This is a genomic window from Escherichia sp. HH41S (genome assembly GCF_009820115.1).
GTDB classification, from domain to species: domain Bacteria; phylum Pseudomonadota; class Gammaproteobacteria; order Enterobacterales; family Enterobacteriaceae; genus Escherichia; species Escherichia coli_F.
Window position 1 is genome coordinate 272,860 of the sequence record NZ_VNXE01000095.1, and the last position, 17,219, is coordinate 290,078.

Consider the following 17,219-nt stretch of genomic DNA (forward strand, 5'->3'; position numbering starts at 1 on the left):
TAAAGCCGTTTTCTGGAGCGTTACCGGGCATGGAAGAACGAATTTTAAAAAGTGAGCTTCGGCGTTCAGTAACACTTCATTAACTCTACTGCCCCGCCGAGCATTTATCTCAATCACTACCCTGCATAAGAAAAACCGGAGATACCATGAATAAGAAGGTGTTAACCCTGTCTGCTGTAATGGCCAGTATGTTATTCGGTGCCACTGCACACGCTGCTGATACCCGTATTGGTGTAACAATCTATAAGTACGACGATAACTTTATGTCTGTTGTGCGCAAGGCTATCGAACAAGATGCGAAAGCCGCGCCAGATGTTCAGCTGCTGATGAATGATTCTCAGAATGACCAGTCCAAGCAGAACGATCAGATCGATGTATTGCTGGCGAAAGGGGTGAAGGCACTGGCGATCAACCTGGTTGACCCGGCAGCTGCGGGTACGGTGATTGAGAAAGCGCGCGGGCAAAACGTGCCGGTGGTTTTCTTCAACAAAGAACCGTCTCGTAAGGCGCTGGATAGCTACGATAAAGCCTACTATGTCGGCACTGACTCCAAAGAGTCCGGCATTATTCAGGGCGATTTGATTGCTAAGCATTGGGCGGCAAACCAGGATTGGGATCTCAACAAAGACGGTCAGATTCAATTCGTACTGCTGAAAGGTGAACCGGGCCATCCGGATGCAGAAGCACGCACCACTTACGTGATTAAAGAGCTGAACGACAAAGGCATCAAAACTGAACAGTTACAGTTAGATACCGCTATGTGGGATACCGCTCAGGCGAAAGATAAGATGGACGCCTGGCTGTCTGGCCCGAACGCCAACAAAATCGAAGTGGTTATCGCCAACAACGATGCGATGGCAATGGGCGCAGTAGAAGCACTGAAAGCACACAACAAGTCCAGCATTCCAGTGTTTGGTGTCGATGCGCTGCCAGAAGCTCTGGCACTGGTGAAATCCGGTGCACTGGCGGGCACCGTATTGAACGACGCTAACAACCAGGCGAAAGCGACTTTTGATCTGGCGAAAAACCTGGCCGATGGCAAAGGTGCGGCTGATGCTACCAACTGGAAAATCGACAACAAAGTGGTCCGCGTACCTTACGTTGGCGTAGATAAAGACAACCTGGCTGAATTCAGCAAGAAATAAGACTGATTGGGCGCAGTCGTTTACTGCGCCCTTATTGTATGGCCAACAAGGTAAAATTATATGGTCAGCTCAACGACTCCGTCTTCCGGGGAATACTTGTTGGAAATGAGCGGTATCAACAAGTCTTTTCCGGGTGTTAAGGCACTTGATAACGTTAATTTAAAAGTCCGGCCACATTCTATCCATGCATTAATGGGGGAAAACGGCGCAGGAAAATCAACATTATTAAAATGCCTGTTTGGTATTTATCAAAAAGACTCCGGCACCATTTTGTTCCAGGGTAAAGAGATCGATTTTCATTCTGCCAAAGAAGCACTGGAAAATGGTATTTCGATGGTACATCAGGAATTAAACCTGGTATTACAACGTTCGGTGATGGACAACATGTGGCTGGGGCGATATCCCACCAAAGGCATGTTTGTCGATCAGGACAAAATGTACCGCGAAACCAAAGCGATTTTTGATGAGCTGGATATTGATATCGATCCGCGTGCGCGCGTCGGCACATTATCCGTTTCGCAAATGCAGATGATCGAAATCGCCAAAGCGTTTTCCTATAACGCGAAAATTGTGATTATGGATGAACCGACATCTTCGTTAACTGAAAAAGAGGTCAATCATCTTTTCACTATTATTCGTAAATTAAAAGAGCGCGGCTGCGGTATTGTTTATATCTCGCATAAAATGGAAGAAATCTTCCAGTTATGTGATGAAGTCACCGTATTGCGCGACGGTCAGTGGATCGCTACCGAACCGCTGGCAGGGCTAACGATGGACAAGATCATCGCCATGATGGTTGGACGCTCTCTTAACCAGCGTTTCCCTGACAAAGAAAACAAGCCGGGCGAAGTGATTCTGGAAGTGCGTAATCTGACGTCGCTGCGCCAGCCGTCGATTCGCGATGTCTCGTTTGATCTGCATAAAGGGGAGATCCTCGGTATTGCCGGTCTGGTGGGGGCGAAACGTACTGATATTGTTGAGACGTTATTTGGTATTCGCGAGAAATCGGCTGGCACCATTACGTTGCACGGCAAAAAGATCAATAACCATAACGCTAACGAAGCCATAAACCACGGATTTGCACTGGTAACTGAAGAGCGCCGCTCAACGGGAATTTATGCCTATCTGGATATTGGCTTTAACTCGTTAATTTCCAATATCCGCAACTACAAAAATAAAGTTGGCTTGCTGGATAACTCGCGGATGAAAAGCGATACCCAGTGGGTAATTGATTCGATGCGGGTAAAAACGCCGGGACATCGTACGCAAATTGGTTCACTCTCCGGCGGTAATCAGCAAAAGGTAATTATTGGGCGCTGGCTGCTTACGCAACCAGAAATATTAATGCTCGATGAACCAACGCGCGGTATTGATGTCGGAGCGAAGTTTGAAATTTATCAGTTAATTGCCGAACTGGCGAAGAAAGGCAAGGGGATTATTATTATTTCCTCCGAAATGCCAGAGTTGTTAGGGATAACAGACCGTATTCTGGTCATGAGCAATGGTCTCGTTTCCGGAATTGTCGATACAAAAACAACAACGCAAAACGAAATTCTGCGTCTTGCGTCTTTGCACCTTTAAGATTAGGGGCCTCCCATGAGTGCGTTAAATAAGAAAAGTTTTCTTACTTACCTGAAAGAGGGCGGTATTTACGTCGTTCTTTTAGTTTTGCTGGCGATTATTATTTTCCAGGACCCAACTTTTTTAAGTCTGTTGAACTTAAGTAATATTCTCACCCAGTCATCGGTGCGTATTATTATCGCGCTTGGTGTGGCAGGATTAATTGTCACCCAGGGGACCGACCTTTCTGCGGGACGTCAGGTAGGGCTGGCAGCCGTGGTGGCAGCGACGTTATTGCAGTCCATGGATAACGCTAACAAAGTATTCCCGGAAATGGCGACGATGCCGATTGCGCTGGTAATTCTGATTGTCTGTGCCATTGGCGCGGTGATCGGTTTGATCAACGGCCTGATTATCGCTTATCTCAACGTGACGCCATTCATTACCACGCTCGGCACGATGATTATCGTCTACGGCATCAACTCGCTCTATTACGACTTTGTCGGGGCGTCGCCAATTTCTGGTTTTGACAGTGGCTTCTCTACCTTTGCTCAGGGCTTTGTTGCGCTGGGGAGCTTCCGTCTCTCTTACATCACTTTCTACGCGTTGATTGCGGTGGCATTCGTCTGGGTGTTGTGGAACAAAACCCGCTTCGGCAAGAACATTTTTGCCATTGGCGGTAACCCGGAAGCGGCGAAAGTTTCTGGTGTCAACGTTGGCCTGAACCTGCTGATGATCTACGCGTTGTCTGGTGTGTTCTATGCCTTTGGCGGGATGTTAGAAGCCGGACGTATCGGCTCTGCCACCAACAACCTCGGCTTTATGTATGAGCTGGATGCTATCGCAGCGTGCGTGGTGGGCGGCGTATCGTTTAGCGGCGGTGTGGGGACGGTACTTGGTGTAGTGACCGGGGTAATTATCTTTACCGTTATCAACTATGGCCTGACGTACATCGGCGTAAACCCGTACTGGCAGTACATCATCAAAGGGGCGATTATTATCTTCGCCGTGGCGCTGGATTCACTGAAATACGCGCGTAAGAAGTGATGTGAATGTGGGTATTGCCGGATGCGCCGCATCCGGCAATCGGTGCCAAATGCCGGATGCGTCTCTGATTTTACAACGTTACCGGGTGTTCTTTCTCTCCCTTCTTAAACTTCACTTCCCCAAGATCAATACAACCCACCGGGCAGACGTGACCGCAAAGCAGGCAACCCACACATTTCTCGGTATTACAATGCGGTGTGCGGGTTTTCTCGCTCCATTCCATCGCCTGGTGACCGCCGTCGTAACAGGAAATATAACAGCGTCCACAGCCAACACATTTATCGAGATTGATGTTGGGATAGACAATATAACTGCGGTCTAAATCTTCCGCCGGAACAATATTGTGATTCGCCAGACCTACCATCTCCTGCAACGAATCAAACCCCTGATCGGCAAGATAGTGTGACAACCCGCTCGCCATATCTTCCACTATCCGATAGCCGTACTGCATAATGCCGGTGGTCACCTGCAATGTCGCTGCACCGAGCAATAAAAACTCTGCCGCATCTTCCCAGGTTTCAATACCGCCGATACCGCTGATCGGGAAATCGCGCAGCTCTGGATGGGTGCGCATTTGCTGAATAAAGCGTAGGGCGATCGGTTTTACCGCTTTACCGGAATATCCGGAAATACTCGATTTACCGTTAACGATCGGCATACCAATTTTCTGATTAAGATCGATATTGGTGATGGATTTAACGGTATTAATCGCCGCAATGCCATCTGCGCCGCCGCGCTTCGCAGCCAGCGCCACTTCGCACATATCACCGATATTCGGCGTCATCTTCGCCAGCATCGGCAGCGTAGAACCACGTTTCACTGCCCGACAATATTTTTCTACCAGCTCCGGGCTTTGCCCGACATCACTACCCATCGCATGAGAAGTCATTTGCGGACAGGAGAAGTTACACTCGATCATATCCGCACCAGCTTCTTGCACTAGCCGCGCCAGATCCTCCCACTGCTGTTCATTTTCGCCCATGATCGAAGCGATCAATACTTTGTCCGGATAATCTTCTTTCAGCCGACGCAGGGCGGCCAGATTCTCTTCCAACGGATGTTCAGCAATCTGCTCCATATTTTTGAAGCCGATAAAACCGGTATCTTCTTTCACCAGATGATCAAAACGTGGTGAGACTTCGTTGGCGATAAAAAAGCCGATCGTTTTAAATACCACGCCACCCCAGCCCGTGTCGTAGGCTTTGGCGCACATCTCATAGCAATTGCCTACCGGCGAAGAAGAGAGGCAGAACGGGTTGGGAAACTTCACGCCGCAAAAGGTAATCGAAAGATCTTTCGTTAACATGAGCAAGCTCCCTCTAAATAGTGATGAATTGCCTCAGCGGCTTCTTTCCCGGTTTTCACGGCATAAACCACGGTTTTGTCACCCTCAACAATATCGCCAGCAGCAAAGACTTGCGGGTCGCGGGTCTGGTAATTTTTTGTTTTGATGGTGTTACGCTGTGGCTCTAACTCCGCAAAGGCATCCAGTCTGGCATGCTGACCGACGGCGAGAATAATTTTATCTGCCGCCATCGTCAGTTCGCCCGGTAAGCGTACATGCTTAAACGTGACTTTATTGCCTTCCACGGCCACTGGTGTGAATCCATCGATGATCGAAACGCCCAACTCCCGGGCGCTGGCAAACTCTTTTTCGCTTGCCGGAAACTCATCTAACTCTTCACGTGCTACGCAGGTTACCGCCTGACAGCCGAGAACTTTCAGCGTGCTGGCAACGTCCATCGCGACATCACCGCCGCCGATAATTAATGCGCTTTGTGGAATGCTGATATCGCCCTGCGCCTGCCGTGCACGTTGCAAGAAGTCGACGGCAATCTCAACGTCGCTATGCTCAAACAGCGGTAGCCCGGAACCGCCCGACAACCCTACGGTGACAAGTACTGCGCGGTTTTCCGCTTTCAGTTGCTCCAGGGTGAGTACTTTACCGATTTCGTTATTGCACTTAATGGTCACCCCCATTTTTTCGATACGGGCGATCTCTGCATCCAGCACGGTTTGCGGCAAACGAAATTGCGGAATACCGTTACACAGCCAGCCACCGGGTTGCGCTTCTTTTTCATAAATAGTGACGTCGTACCCCATATTTGTCAGCGTCACGCTGGCCTGCAATCCAGCAGGACCTGCGCCAATAATGGCGACTTTGCCGAGCGTTTTAGTACCAGGCTGATAAATTTCCATCCCGGTTTGTTGTTCAAAATCAGTGATAAAACGCTGTAAGCGACCGATATCAATGGGATCATCAACACCGGCACGGGTACAACCGCTTTGACATAATTTCTCCGTTGGGCAAACTCTGGCGCATACAGCACCTAAGGCATTATTTTCGCGAATTGTCTCGGCAGCGCCTTTAAAATTACGAAAGTAGATTGAGCGTATAAATTTCCCCGGATCGGTTTGTGCCGGGCAAGCCTGACTACAGGGAGCGTCGTGACATAATAAACAGCGAGAGGCTTCTTTAATCGCCAGTAAAGGCGTAAAAGCCGGAGTGAGTTCATCCAGATAATTTTGTTGCGGCATGTGATCTTCCTTAATGCTATGAGTAATTAAGGCGAACGCTAAATATACTCGTCATACTTCAAGTTGCATGTGCTGCGTCTGCGTTAGCTCACCCCAGTCACTTGTCGCCTTCCTGCAACTCGAATTATTTAGAGCATAAATATTGCTTGCTGATATTAAGGCTAAGCGTGTGGGGAAATTTAAACTGTGAAAGAATTCACAAATAGCTGCGGTTCAGAATGTTATATCCGCAGCTTATTGACTGAAGTAATAATTATTCTCAATAATTAACAGGGGAGGGACAATATTAACGATAGAAAATAAGATAAATAATCATACCAATAGATAAAATTCCGAAGCCACTATATGCCACTATATAAGCAAAGAAAAGTCCGGGATTTTTTGCTCGCCAGACATACACCGGTTCCGGTGCATTTTTAACCCGTTTATCAATCGCGCCTGCGCGCCAGCCTTTCCATGCTTCGCGAAAACAAAATATCGGGATAAGGAAAAAAACGGCAACCACAAAAAACTGCTGTACATCCATAACTACTTTCCTTGTTTCTTCTGTAATTCAAGTAACTGTTCGGGCGTGACGGCGGGATACCCCTGTGCATCTTCCGGCACCTGGTGCATAGCCGGAATAGGCACAAGCGGCCCTAAAAAGCGCGGTTCACGTTTAAAAATATAAAGGTCAGCCAGCGCACCGAAACGGGCGGCAAATTCGCGAATACGTACTGACAGCATATCTTTTGGCGACGGTACGGCATAACACTGGGCCTGAATCCCCATATGTAGCGCTATAAATAATGCCCGCTCACAGTGGAAACGTTGGGTGATAATAATGAAATCATTAGTATCAAAAACTTTGCGTGTACGCACGATGGAATCCAGCGTACGAAAACCTGCGTAATCGAGGACAATATCTGATGGGTCGACACCTGCGGCGATTAAATCTTTGCGCATGGTCTTTGGCTCATTATAACTTTGCAAAGCATTATCGCCGCTCAGTAATAGATAATTTACCTTGCCGCTGTTATAGGCATTAATCGCTCCTTGAATACGGTAGCGATAATACTGATTAATTACGCCAGTACGATAATATTTTGCTGTGCCGAGCACCACGCCGACCTGGCGGTAGGGGAGATCCTGCAATTCGTCGTAGATATAAGGCGCGGTTTTCCAGCTCATCCAGCGATCGAGGCCGAGCACAGTCAACAGCAGCAAGCCGATCAGGACTAACAGGCTGTAGAACACGCGCTTTAACATGCAGGAGACTCGATCTAAGGAAAATTTCCATCAGGCTACTTTACCCGCTGGTTTTGCGCAAGAAACGGCAAACTGTTTGCCGGGATTTTCGACACCGGGAGAGAGCAGGCAAGTATGATGCGACGTTTATCAGTGTGTCAGACCTGAAGGCGGCCGGATAAGGCGTTCACGCCACATCCGGCACCAGTCTTAAGCGAGAAGCACGCGGTCGATATTGTGACAACCGAGAGCTTTCAGCGTTGCGGAGGTGGCATCCCACTGAATCAAAGGCGCATCGGCTTTTTCTGCCAGAACCGCGCGCTGGATATCCGGGTAATCATAACCCTTGAGATTCAACAGAATTAACGCCCCCTGCAACGGCGGCAGAGTCGGATTGAATGCGGCGTTTTCAGCGTAGCTGCCGCTGAAAATACGACCGTCTTTACATTCCAGCGCTACACCGCTTGGCGACTTACTGTAAGGCATGTGTGAACGATTTGCCGCTGCAATCGCCGCCTGAGAAAGCGCATCACCAGTCAGCGCATAACCGTGATCCTGCTCGTCCATCAGCAGCGTTTTAATCTCCAGATCCTTCGGCCCAAAGGCATCCGGCAGATAGTCACGCAGCGCGTGTGCCTCGCGGCCCGGCAGATGAATACGCAGATCCAGACCGCTGTTCAGTTCATTCATAAACTGACGGCAGTGACCACAAGGCGTGTAGTTAACGGTGATGGCTGCGAGCGCTTTTTCACCACTCAACCAGGCGTGGCTGATCGCGCTTTGTTCGGCATGAACGGTTTGCTGCATTGTCGCACCAATAAATTCCATATTGGCACCGAAATACCAGGTTCCGCTCACACCGCGCGCAATTGCGCCAACATTAAAATTCGACAATGGCGTACGCGCACAGGCCGCCGCCAGCGGGAGTAGTGCGAATGCCAGCGCGTCTTCGTCCAGCCCCGTTGCGCTCTTCAGCGATGAGACTTGCTCCCCGGTCAACAAAGCGGGGAAGTACTTGTCTGCCAGAATAGGTTCCAGTGCAGATTGCAAGTTATCCGCAAGTTGGGCAAAAGCGGTTTGAAAACGTGGATGCATGGCGTTGCCTCATAATCATGTAATGGGATAACAGTTTACGAACCCGTTATGGCTTTATATGTGATCTGAATCTCATTAATTGTGCAACGAATGAAACTTACATCAAAAATGCGCGACGCATCGCAAATTTTAGCCCATTACTGCCAGAATAATCGGGAAAAGGAACGGTGCGATCAGCGAAGTAATAATCCCGCATAACACCAGCGCCAGCGAACTAAATGCACCTTCCTGATAATCCAGCTCAGCACAGCGTGCCGTACCGAGGGCGTGCGAGGCTGTCCCCATCGCCAGACCGCGCGCTGCTTTGGTGCGAATACGCATCGCATTAAGTAACGTATGACCAAACACTGCGCCCAGAATACCGACGAAAATCACGCAAACTGCGCTGATTGCCGGAATACCGCCAATACTGCCGCCAACCGCCATTGCAATAGGCGTGGTGACTGATTTCGGCAGGATTGACGCGGCGATTTCCGGTGAAGCGCCCATCAACAATGCCACGGAAGTCCCCGTCACCATCGCAACCACGCTGCCGATAAAACAGATGGTGATGATCGATTTCCAGCGCGCGCGGATCTGGTGCAGCTGCTCATATAAAGGATAGGCCAGTGCGACAACCGCCGGTTGCAGCAGATCGTTTAGCACTTCGCTACCTTTAAAGTAGCTGTCGTAAGAGATGCCGGTCAGCATTAAAAAAGGAATGATCACCACCATTGCAACCAGCAATGGGTTAAGCAAGGGAAACTTATACCGCGCCGCCAGTTTGCGAGCGGCAAAAAAGACAATTAACGTTAGCGGCAATGACCACCAGATATTTGCCATCATTCTTCTGATCCTTTCTGACCTACGACTTTACGTTCACCGTGCACCAGTTGCGAACTCCAGCTCACCACCAGAAAAACCACCAGCGTACTGACTGCACAGGAAACCACTACCGGACCAAACTGTGCGCGGAGCAAATCAAAATATTGCATGACGCCTACGCCAATCGGCACAAACAATAGCGCCATATAGCGAATCAGTACGTAGCACCCCGGATTGACCCACTTTGCCGGAAGAATTTGCAAGGCCAGCAGGACAAACAAGATCAGCATCCCGATGATGCTGCCCGGAATGGTTACCGGTAGCAGGGAAGCAATGAAAATGCCTGCATACAGGCAGGCATAAATCAGGATAAAAGCGCGTAAATATTGCCAGATAATGTTCAGTGTCTTACTCATAATCAACACCCCAGATGAGATGGATTCATCATACAATTAATTCGTAAAACGTGCTACCGATCACATTAAGAATTCTCAGCATAGTTGAATTACAGGGAAGTAACATCGGGCGAGTGCCCAGTTCAGCACACTAATTCTGCTGTAAAAAGTGCAGAAACTGACTTAAAGCATAAGAAGGCGTTTCGTTATTACGCCAAAACACACCGACGCTACCTTTCTGTTCAATCTTTGGCAGGTTGAGGATCACCAGTTGCCCCTGGCTGGCATAACGTTGCGCAAGGCGTAATGACAAAATAGAGATCATATTGCTGCTTTGTAACAGGTTGGTACTGACATTCATCGACGCCGACTCAATCGTGTTTTCTGGCAGCATCACGCCGTGGTCTACCAGCGCATTATCAATGCTGATGCGGATGGGGGTACCTGTCGGCCAGACTATCCACCGCCAGTTAGCAAGATCATTCCAGCTGAGGGTGGCGTATTTCGCCAGTGGATGCTCAGGACGGGCGACAAAGCATACCGGCTCGGTGTAGAGCACGCGATAATTCAGCGGCAACTGCAACGCGCGACCGCCAATTCGCCCAACCACCACATCGACAGAACCTGCCAACAGATCTTGCAGCAATGGGGTCATCACCTTCTCTTCGATATTCAGGTGTAGAGTTGGCATCTCCTTGAGCAAATGCAAAATCGCCTGGGATACGCAGTCAGTGGCGACGGGAGAACAGCCAATTTTCAGACTGCCGACCAGTCCACCTTGTTTAAAGCGAGCCAGTTCATATTGCGATCTTTCCATGTCATTGATTAACCGTTGGGCATGTTGCAATAACAATTTGCCGCCTTCGGTCGGACGAAGCCCTTTGCTGTGCCGCTCAAAAAGTGTGAGTCCGATCTCATCTTCCAGTTGTGACAACCATTTCGAAAGCGCGGGTTGGGTGATATTCATCATCCGTGCGACATGGGTCAGATTACCCTGTTCACCCAGCGCCACCAGCATTTGCAGGTGATGTAGTTTTAGTTTTTGCGCCCAGTTCGCCATTTGCCATAACCTCCAGGTTATCTCTCTGCCCGAAATGCCATTGTACATCTCATCTCTTTAATCACATTATCGCAACATATACAAAACAAAAGAAACATCTACCTTACCTGCACTGAGGCATTTACTATGACTCAACGACGTGATTTACAAGCACTTATCGATGCTGCTCCGGTCGGCAAGATGCAGTGGCGCGTTATCATCTGCTGTTTTCTGGTGGTAATGCTCGATGGTTTTGACACCGCGGCTATCGGCTTTATCGCCCCTGATATCCGTACTTACTGGCAGCTCACCGCAGGCGATCTCGCCCCGCTTTTTGGTGCAGGTCTGCTGGGTTTAACGGCAGGCGCACTGCTTTGTGGCCCGTTGTCTGACCGCTTTGGCCGCAAACGGGTGATAGAGCTATGCGTCTTTTTATTTGGCGCGTTAAGTCTCGCCTCTGCGTTTTCACCAGATCTGCAAACGCTGGTATTACTGCGTTTTCTCACAGGGCTTGGGCTTGGCGGGGCGATGCCGAACACCATCACCATGACCTCGGAGTATCTGCCTGCCCGCCGCCGAGGCGCGCTGGTGACGCTGATGTTTTGCGGCTTTACGCTGGGTTCGGCGTTTGGCGGGATTGTCAGCGCACAGCTGGTGCCGGTGATTGGCTGGCACGGGATCCTGGTGTTGGGTGGCGTATTACCGCTGATGCTGTTTGTCGCACTGCTTGTGATTCTTCCGGAATCGCCACGCTGGCAGGTGCGCCGCCAGTTACCACAGGCGGTGATTGCAAAAACTGTCAGCGCCATCACCCGCGAGCGTTATGTCGATACCCACTTTTATCTCATTGAATCAGCCTCCGTTACAAAAGGCAGCATTCGTCAACTGTTTATGGGACGTCAGTTACCCATTACGTTGATGCTGTGGGTAGTGTTCTTTATGAGCCTGCTGATTATTTACCTGCTCTCAAGCTGGATGCCGACGCTACTGAACCATCGCGGCATAGACCTGCAACACGCGTCCTGGGTCACCGCCGCGTTCCAGATTGGCGGTACGTTGGGCGCGCTGGCGCTGGGCGTGCTGATGGATAAGTTCAATCCTTTCCGCGTGCTGGCGCTGAGCTATGCCGTAGGCGCTGTATGCATTGTGATGATTGGCTTAAGCCAGGATGGATTATGGCTGATGGCGCTGGCGATTTTCGGCACCGGCATTGGCATTAGCGGATCTCAGGTGGGGTTGAACGCGTTGACCGCAACGCTCTACCCAACGCAAAGCCGCGCCACGGGCGTGAGCTGGTCAAACGCCGTAGGCCGCTGCGGCGCGATTGTCGGCTCGCTTTCTGGCGGCCTGATGATGGCGATGAATTTCTCTTTCGACACCCTGTTTTTCATTATCGCTGTGCCCGCGGCGATCAGTGCGGTGATGTTAAGCCTGCTGATCACCGTGGTTCGCCAGTCGACCTCTGTCCCTGACTCACTGCCTCGCGCAGGCGTTGTGAACGAATAAGGAGCATCCTAATGACTGATAACAATCAAAAAAGCCGCGAGCAATTTTATCAGCATATTTCCGGGCAAAACCTGACCCCGCTGTGGGAGTCACTGCACCACCTGGTGCCGAAAACGCCCAACGCCAACTGTGCGCCAGCGTACTGGAATTATCAGGAGATCCGCCCGCTGCTGCTGGAGAGCGGCAGCCTGATTGGCGCGAAAGAAGCTGTGCGTCGTGTGCTGGTACTGGAAAACCCGGCGCTGCGCGGGCAGTCTTCCATCACCGCGACTTTGTATGCTGGTTTGCAACTGATCATGCCGGGCGAAGTGGCACCGAGTCATCGTCATAACCAATCGGCGCTGCGTTTTATTGTTGAAGGCAAAGGGGCATTTACCGCCGTTGATGGCGAACGCACGCCAATGAATGAGGGCGATTTTATCCTGACCCCACAATGGCGCTGGCACGATCACGGTAACCCTGGCGACGAACCGGTTATCTGGCTCGATGGGCTGGATCTGCCATTAGTGAACACTCTGGGCTGCGGTTTTGCCGAAGATTACCCGGAAGAGCAACAACCGGTCACGCGTAAAGAGGGGGATTATCTGCCGCGTTATGCCGCCAATATGTTGCCGCTGCGCCATCAGACGGGGAACTCCTCACCGATCTTTAACTATCGTTATGACCGTAGCCGCGAAGTGCTGCACGATTTAACCCGCCTGGGCGATGCCGACGAGTGGGATGGCTACAAAATGCGCTATGTCAACCCGGTCACCGGCGGCTATCCGATGCCGTCGATGGGCGCCTTCCTGCAACTGCTACCGAAAGGGTTCGCCTCCCGCGTGGCGCGTACCACTGACAGCACTATCTACCATGTAGTGGAAGGTAGCGGACAAGTCACCATCGGCAATGAAATCTTCACCTTTAGTGCAAAAGATATCTTTGTGGTGCCGACCTGGCACGGCGTGTCATTCCAGACTACGCAAGATACCGTTTTATTCAGTTTTTCGGACAGACCGGTACAAGAAGCCCTGGGACTGTTCCGCGAAGCGCGTTATTAATTTGGGAGAGAGAAAATGACTCAATATGTATTCGAACCACAAGCGCCCGTTACCGTACCGGTTGTTGGCAGTGATGAACAATTCCCCGTGCGCCGCGTTTACTGTGTCGGGCGTAACTATGCCGCCCACGCCCGCGAAATGGGCTTTGATCCGGATCGTGAACCCCCCTTCTTCTTCTGCAAACCAGCAGATGCCGTTGTTCCGGTCGCCGCTGGCGAAACGCTGGCGCTGCCGTATCCGGCGCAGACCGATAACTATCATTACGAAATTGAACTGGTGGTGGCGATTGGTAAAAAGGGCAGCGATATCCCACTGGAAAAGGCCCATGAATATGTCTGGGGTTATGCCACAGGCCTTGATATGACGCGCCGTGACCGTCAAATGGAAATGCGTCAGATGGGCCGCCCGTGGGAAATCGGCAAAGCATTTGATCTCTCGGCCCCCATCGCACCGCTGCACAAAGCCAGCGAAACCGGCGGTATTGATAACGCACCAATCTGGTTACAGGTAAACGGTGAAGATCACCAGCGCAGCGATATTCGGCATTTGATCTGGTCGGTGAATGAAACCATCAGCTACCTGTCAGGCTTCTTTGAGCTGCAACCGGGCGATCTGATCTTCACTGGTACGCCAGAAGGGGTGGGCCCGGTAGTGAAAGGTGATGTGATCACGGGCAACGTCGAGGGCTTAACCCCTATCGCGGTGAAGATTGTCTGAGGTGCATGATGAAGCTGTACAGTTTTTTTAATAGTTCAGCATCGTACCGGGTACGCATTGCGCTGGCGCTGAAAGGCATTAATTACCAGACCGAAGGGGTGAATATCCGTATTGGTCAGCAAAATGAACTGGCCTATCGGCGGATGAATCCTGTCGGGCTGGTGCCGACGCTGCTGACTGACGAGGGCGAGTCACTCGGTCAGTCGCTGGCGATTATTGACTGGCTGGATCGTCACTACCCGCAAGTGCCGCTGGTGCCGCAGGAAGAAGCGGCCCGCAATAAGGTGCTGGAAATTGTCTATGCCATCGCCTGTGATATTCATCCATTGAATAACCTGCGCGTGCTGCGCTATCTGACCGAAGAGCTGAACGTCAGTGAAGAAGAGAAAAAACGCTGGTATGCGCACTGGATCCAGCAAGGGTTAAGCGCGGTGGAACAGCTACTGCGCCAGAGCCAGTCGGGGCAATTTTGTGTGGGTGAGACGCCGACGCTGGCAGACTGCTGCCTTGTTCCGCAGTGGGCGAACGCGCTACGTATGAACTGCGATCTGAGTGGATATCCGCGCTGTAAAACAGTGTTCGACGCCTGCACACAACTGCCAGCGTTCATTGCCGCAGCGCCAGAAAATCAACAAGATAAAATTTCAGCCTGACCAGGAGAACCATAATGACTAAAGTGACACGCGCAGTAATTGTGGGAGGCGGGATCGGCGGTGCGGCAACTGCGCTGTCACTGGCCCGCCAGGGGATCAAAGTGGTGCTGCTGGAAAAGGCACATGAGATCGGTGAGATCGGCGCAGGCATCCAGTTGGGGCCAAACGCGTTTTCGGCGTTGGACAGTCTTGGCGTCGGCGAAATCGCCCGCCAACGTGCGGTATTCACCGATCACATCACCATGATGGACGCGGTGAACACCGAAGAAGTGGTGCGTATTGAAACCGGGCAGGCCTTTCGTGACCATTTCGGCGGCCCTTACGCGGTGATCCACCGGGTTGATATTCATGCCTCGGTGTGGGAAGCGGTACTGACGCATCCGGACGTGGAGTATCACACCTCTACGAATGTCGTGGATATTCGTGAGACGGAAGACGATGTCACCGTTTTCGACGATCGAGGTAATAGCTGGAGCGGCGATATTTTGATTGGCTGTGATGGCGTGAAGTCAGTGGTGCGCCAGAGCTTATTAGGCGATGCGCCGCGCGTCACCGGTCATGTGGTCTACCGTGCGGTTATCGATTGTGCGGATATGCCTGAAGATTTACGTATTAATGCGCCGGTATTGTGGGCGGGTCCGCACTGTCACCTGGTGCATTATCCTTTGCGCGGCGGCAAGCAGTATAACCTGGTGGTGACATTCCACAGCCGCCAGCAGGAAGAGTGGGGCGTGAAGGATGGCAGTAAAGAGGAAGTGCTCTCTTACTTTGAAGGGATTCACCCCCGTCCGCGCCAGATGCTGGATAAACCGACGTCATGGCGACGCTGGTCAACCGCTGACCGTGAACCGGTGGCGAAGTGGGGAACGAAGCGCATAACGCTTGTGGGCGATGCGGCCCATCCGGTGGCGCAGTATATGGCACAAGGTGCCTGTATGGCGCTGGAAGATGCAGTAACGCTGGGTAAGGCGCTGGCGCAGTGTGAGGGTGATGCGGCGCAAGCCTTTGCGCTGTATGAGTCGGTACGTATTCCGCGTACCGCGCGCATCGTCTGGTCGACCCGTGAAATGGGGCGGGTTTATCACGCCGCAGGGGTAGAACGTCAGGTACGTAACCTGCTGTGGAAAGGGAAATCGCAGGCAGAGTTTTATCGCGGCATGGAGTGGCTGTACGGCTGGAAAGAAGATAACTGTCTGCAACCACGCTGAGTACTTCTTACCCAATCAGGTGCACGGACGGTCCCCTCGTCCCTTTGGGGAGAGGGTTAGGGTGAGGGGAAAAATCTTGCCCGAATTAATCAGTAAGTCAGTTTGTCTGCAAACACCAGAGGCGCTAACATAGCGCCTCATTTTTTTGCGGGTGATGATATGCGTGTGTTACTGGCGCCGATGGAGGGTGTACTCGACTCTCTGGTGCGTGAATTGCTGACCGAAGTTAACGACTACGATCTGTGCATCACCGAGTTTGTCCGCGTGGTGGATCAACTGCTGCCGGTAAAAGTTTTTCATCGCATTTGCCCGGAGCTACAAAACGCCAGCCGAACGCCATCCGGTACGCTGGTGCGCGTGCAATTGCTGGGGCAGTTCCCACAATGGCTGGCAGAGAACGCCGCCCGTGCGGTGGAGTTAGGTTCCTGGGGTGTGGATCTTAATTGCGGCTGTCCGTCGAAAACGGTTAACGGTAGCGGCGGCGGGGCGACACTACTCAAAGATCCTGAACTCATCTACCAGGGTGCAAAAGCGATGCGTGAAGCTGTACCGGCGCATTTGCCCGTCAGTGTGAAAGTGCGTCTGGGCTGGGACAGCGGTGAGAAGAAATTTGAAATCGCCGATGCGGTTCAACAGGCTGGCGCTACGGAGTTGGTGGTGCATGGGCGGACAAAAGAGCAGGGTTACCGCGCGGAGCATATTGACTGGCAGGCGATTGGCGAGATTCGCCAACGGCTGAATATTCCGGTGATTGCCAACGGTGAAATCTGGGACTGGCAGAGCGCGCAACAGTGTATGGCGATCAGCGGCTGTGACGCGGTGATGATTGGTCGCGGAGCGCTCAATATTCCCAATCTGAGCCGAGTGGTAAAATATAACGAACCGCGAATGCCGTGGCCGGAGGTGGTTGCTTTGCTACAAAAATATACCCGTCTGGAAAAGCAGGGCGATACCGGGTTATATCACGTTGCGCGGATTAAACAGTGGTTGAGTTATTTGCGTAAAGAATACGATGAAGCAACGGAATTATTTCAGCATGTTCGGGTGTTGAATAATTCCCCTGATATTGCAAGGGCTATTCAGGCAATTGATATCGAGAAACTCTAAGAAACCATAGTGATGTTTTTTGACAATGTGTTAGCTCTTTATCAATAGGCCGCACGGTTGTTTGGTGGCGTCAAAATCGCCGAGGCGTTCCCTGAAGGCCGGGGCAGCCCACATGGATGTGGGCTGAGGGCGCGTTTT

The 17,219-nt window shown here is 51.4% G+C and carries 17 protein-coding genes; 9 read left to right on the forward strand and 8 right to left on the reverse strand.

Translation table 11 applies throughout. The features are described 5' to 3' along the window. The first annotated feature begins 146 nt into the window (after positions 1–146). Genes mglB through mglC form a run of 3 tightly spaced genes read left to right on the forward strand, consistent with a single transcriptional unit; the run spans position 147 to position 3,752 of the window. Positions 147–1,145: a galactose/glucose ABC transporter substrate-binding protein MglB gene (gene mglB / locus FQZ95_RS19085; RefSeq protein ID WP_160530519.1), complete on the forward strand. Its 999-nt coding sequence runs from the start codon at positions 147–149 to the stop codon at positions 1,143–1,145. A 60-nt stretch (positions 1,146–1,205) separates the two neighbouring features. After that, on the forward strand, positions 1,206–2,726 hold the full coding sequence (gene mglA, locus FQZ95_RS19090; RefSeq protein ID WP_000255032.1) for a galactose/methyl galactoside ABC transporter ATP-binding protein MglA: 1,521 nt from the start codon (positions 1,206–1,208) through the stop codon (positions 2,724–2,726). Positions 2,727–2,741: 15 nt separating this feature from the next. Then, a complete protein-coding gene (gene mglC, locus FQZ95_RS19095; protein ID WP_105276872.1) occupies positions 2,742–3,752 on the forward strand; it encodes a galactose/methyl galactoside ABC transporter permease MglC in 1,011 nt (336 codons plus the stop codon). A gap of 70 nt (positions 3,753–3,822) precedes the next feature. Here the strand turns inward: mglC and preA are convergent, their stop codons facing one another. From preA to FQZ95_RS19135, 8 genes are all read right to left on the reverse strand, one after another. Further along, positions 3,823–5,058: an NAD-dependent dihydropyrimidine dehydrogenase subunit PreA gene (gene preA, locus FQZ95_RS19100; protein WP_000956049.1), complete on the reverse strand. Its 1,236-nt coding sequence runs from the start codon at positions 5,056–5,058 to the stop codon at positions 3,823–3,825. Beyond that, positions 5,052–6,290 (reverse strand): NAD-dependent dihydropyrimidine dehydrogenase subunit PreT, encoded by a 1,239-nt coding sequence (preT, locus tag FQZ95_RS19105; protein ID WP_105287797.1) that lies wholly within the window; start codon positions 6,288–6,290, stop codon positions 5,052–5,054. Before preT ends, preA begins: the two co-directional genes overlap by 7 nt. Before the next feature lie 286 nt (positions 6,291–6,576). After that, the gene (locus FQZ95_RS19110) at positions 6,577–6,816 is read right to left on the reverse strand and encodes a DUF2542 family protein (protein WP_105287798.1); all 240 of its coding nucleotides are present in this window, start codon (positions 6,814–6,816) and stop codon (positions 6,577–6,579) included. A gap of 2 nt (positions 6,817–6,818) precedes the next feature. Further along, positions 6,819–7,538 (reverse strand): outer membrane permeability protein SanA, encoded by a 720-nt coding sequence (gene sanA / locus FQZ95_RS19115; protein ID WP_000920073.1) that lies wholly within the window; start codon positions 7,536–7,538, stop codon positions 6,819–6,821. Between the two features lie 189 nt (positions 7,539–7,727). Beyond that, positions 7,728–8,612 carry a cytidine deaminase gene (gene cdd / locus FQZ95_RS19120; protein ID WP_000553553.1) on the reverse strand — a complete coding sequence of 295 codons (885 nt, stop codon included), beginning with the start codon at positions 8,610–8,612 and terminating at the stop codon, positions 7,728–7,730. Positions 8,613–8,741: 129 nt separating this feature from the next. Beyond that, entirely contained in the window at positions 8,742–9,437 is a 696-nt protein-coding gene (locus FQZ95_RS19125; protein WP_000968208.1) for a CidB/LrgB family autolysis modulator, read from the reverse strand. Beyond that, the gene (locus FQZ95_RS19130) at positions 9,434–9,832 is read right to left on the reverse strand and encodes a CidA/LrgA family protein (RefSeq protein WP_001353095.1); all 399 of its coding nucleotides are present in this window, start codon (positions 9,830–9,832) and stop codon (positions 9,434–9,436) included. The genes FQZ95_RS19125 and FQZ95_RS19130 overlap by 4 nt, the downstream gene beginning before the upstream one ends. A 130-nt stretch (positions 9,833–9,962) precedes the next feature. Continuing rightward, entirely contained in the window at positions 9,963–10,871 is a 909-nt protein-coding gene (locus tag FQZ95_RS19135) for a LysR family transcriptional regulator (RefSeq protein ID WP_032184600.1), read from the reverse strand. A gap of 126 nt (positions 10,872–10,997) precedes the next feature. Between FQZ95_RS19135 and mhbT the strand changes: the two genes are divergently transcribed. The 6 genes from mhbT to dusC all read left to right on the forward strand — a co-directional run bounded on the left by mhbT (position 10,998) and on the right by dusC (position 17,081). Further along, the gene (gene mhbT, locus FQZ95_RS19140; protein WP_160530520.1) at positions 10,998–12,356 is read left to right on the forward strand and encodes a 3-hydroxybenzoate transporter MhbT; all 1,359 of its coding nucleotides are present in this window, start codon (positions 10,998–11,000) and stop codon (positions 12,354–12,356) included. A gap of 11 nt (positions 12,357–12,367) precedes the next feature. Next, the gene (gene gtdA / locus FQZ95_RS19145) at positions 12,368–13,396 is read left to right on the forward strand and encodes a gentisate 1,2-dioxygenase (protein ID WP_032184597.1); all 1,029 of its coding nucleotides are present in this window, start codon (positions 12,368–12,370) and stop codon (positions 13,394–13,396) included. Between the two features lie 15 nt (positions 13,397–13,411). Beyond that, the gene (locus FQZ95_RS19150; protein WP_000196040.1) at positions 13,412–14,113 is read left to right on the forward strand and encodes a fumarylacetoacetate hydrolase family protein; all 702 of its coding nucleotides are present in this window, start codon (positions 13,412–13,414) and stop codon (positions 14,111–14,113) included. Between the two features lie 8 nt (positions 14,114–14,121). Continuing rightward, positions 14,122–14,766, forward strand: a complete 645-nt coding sequence (gene maiA / locus FQZ95_RS19155; RefSeq protein WP_160530525.1) for a maleylacetoacetate isomerase — start codon at positions 14,122–14,124, stop codon at positions 14,764–14,766. A 14-nt stretch (positions 14,767–14,780) separates the two neighbouring features. After that, the gene (locus FQZ95_RS19160; protein ID WP_160530521.1) at positions 14,781–15,974 is read left to right on the forward strand and encodes a 3-hydroxybenzoate 6-monooxygenase; all 1,194 of its coding nucleotides are present in this window, start codon (positions 14,781–14,783) and stop codon (positions 15,972–15,974) included. A gap of 159 nt (positions 15,975–16,133) precedes the next feature. Beyond that, the gene (gene dusC, locus FQZ95_RS19165) at positions 16,134–17,081 is read left to right on the forward strand and encodes a tRNA dihydrouridine(16) synthase DusC (protein ID WP_001264873.1); all 948 of its coding nucleotides are present in this window, start codon (positions 16,134–16,136) and stop codon (positions 17,079–17,081) included. The last annotated feature ends 138 nt before the right edge of the window (positions 17,082–17,219 follow it).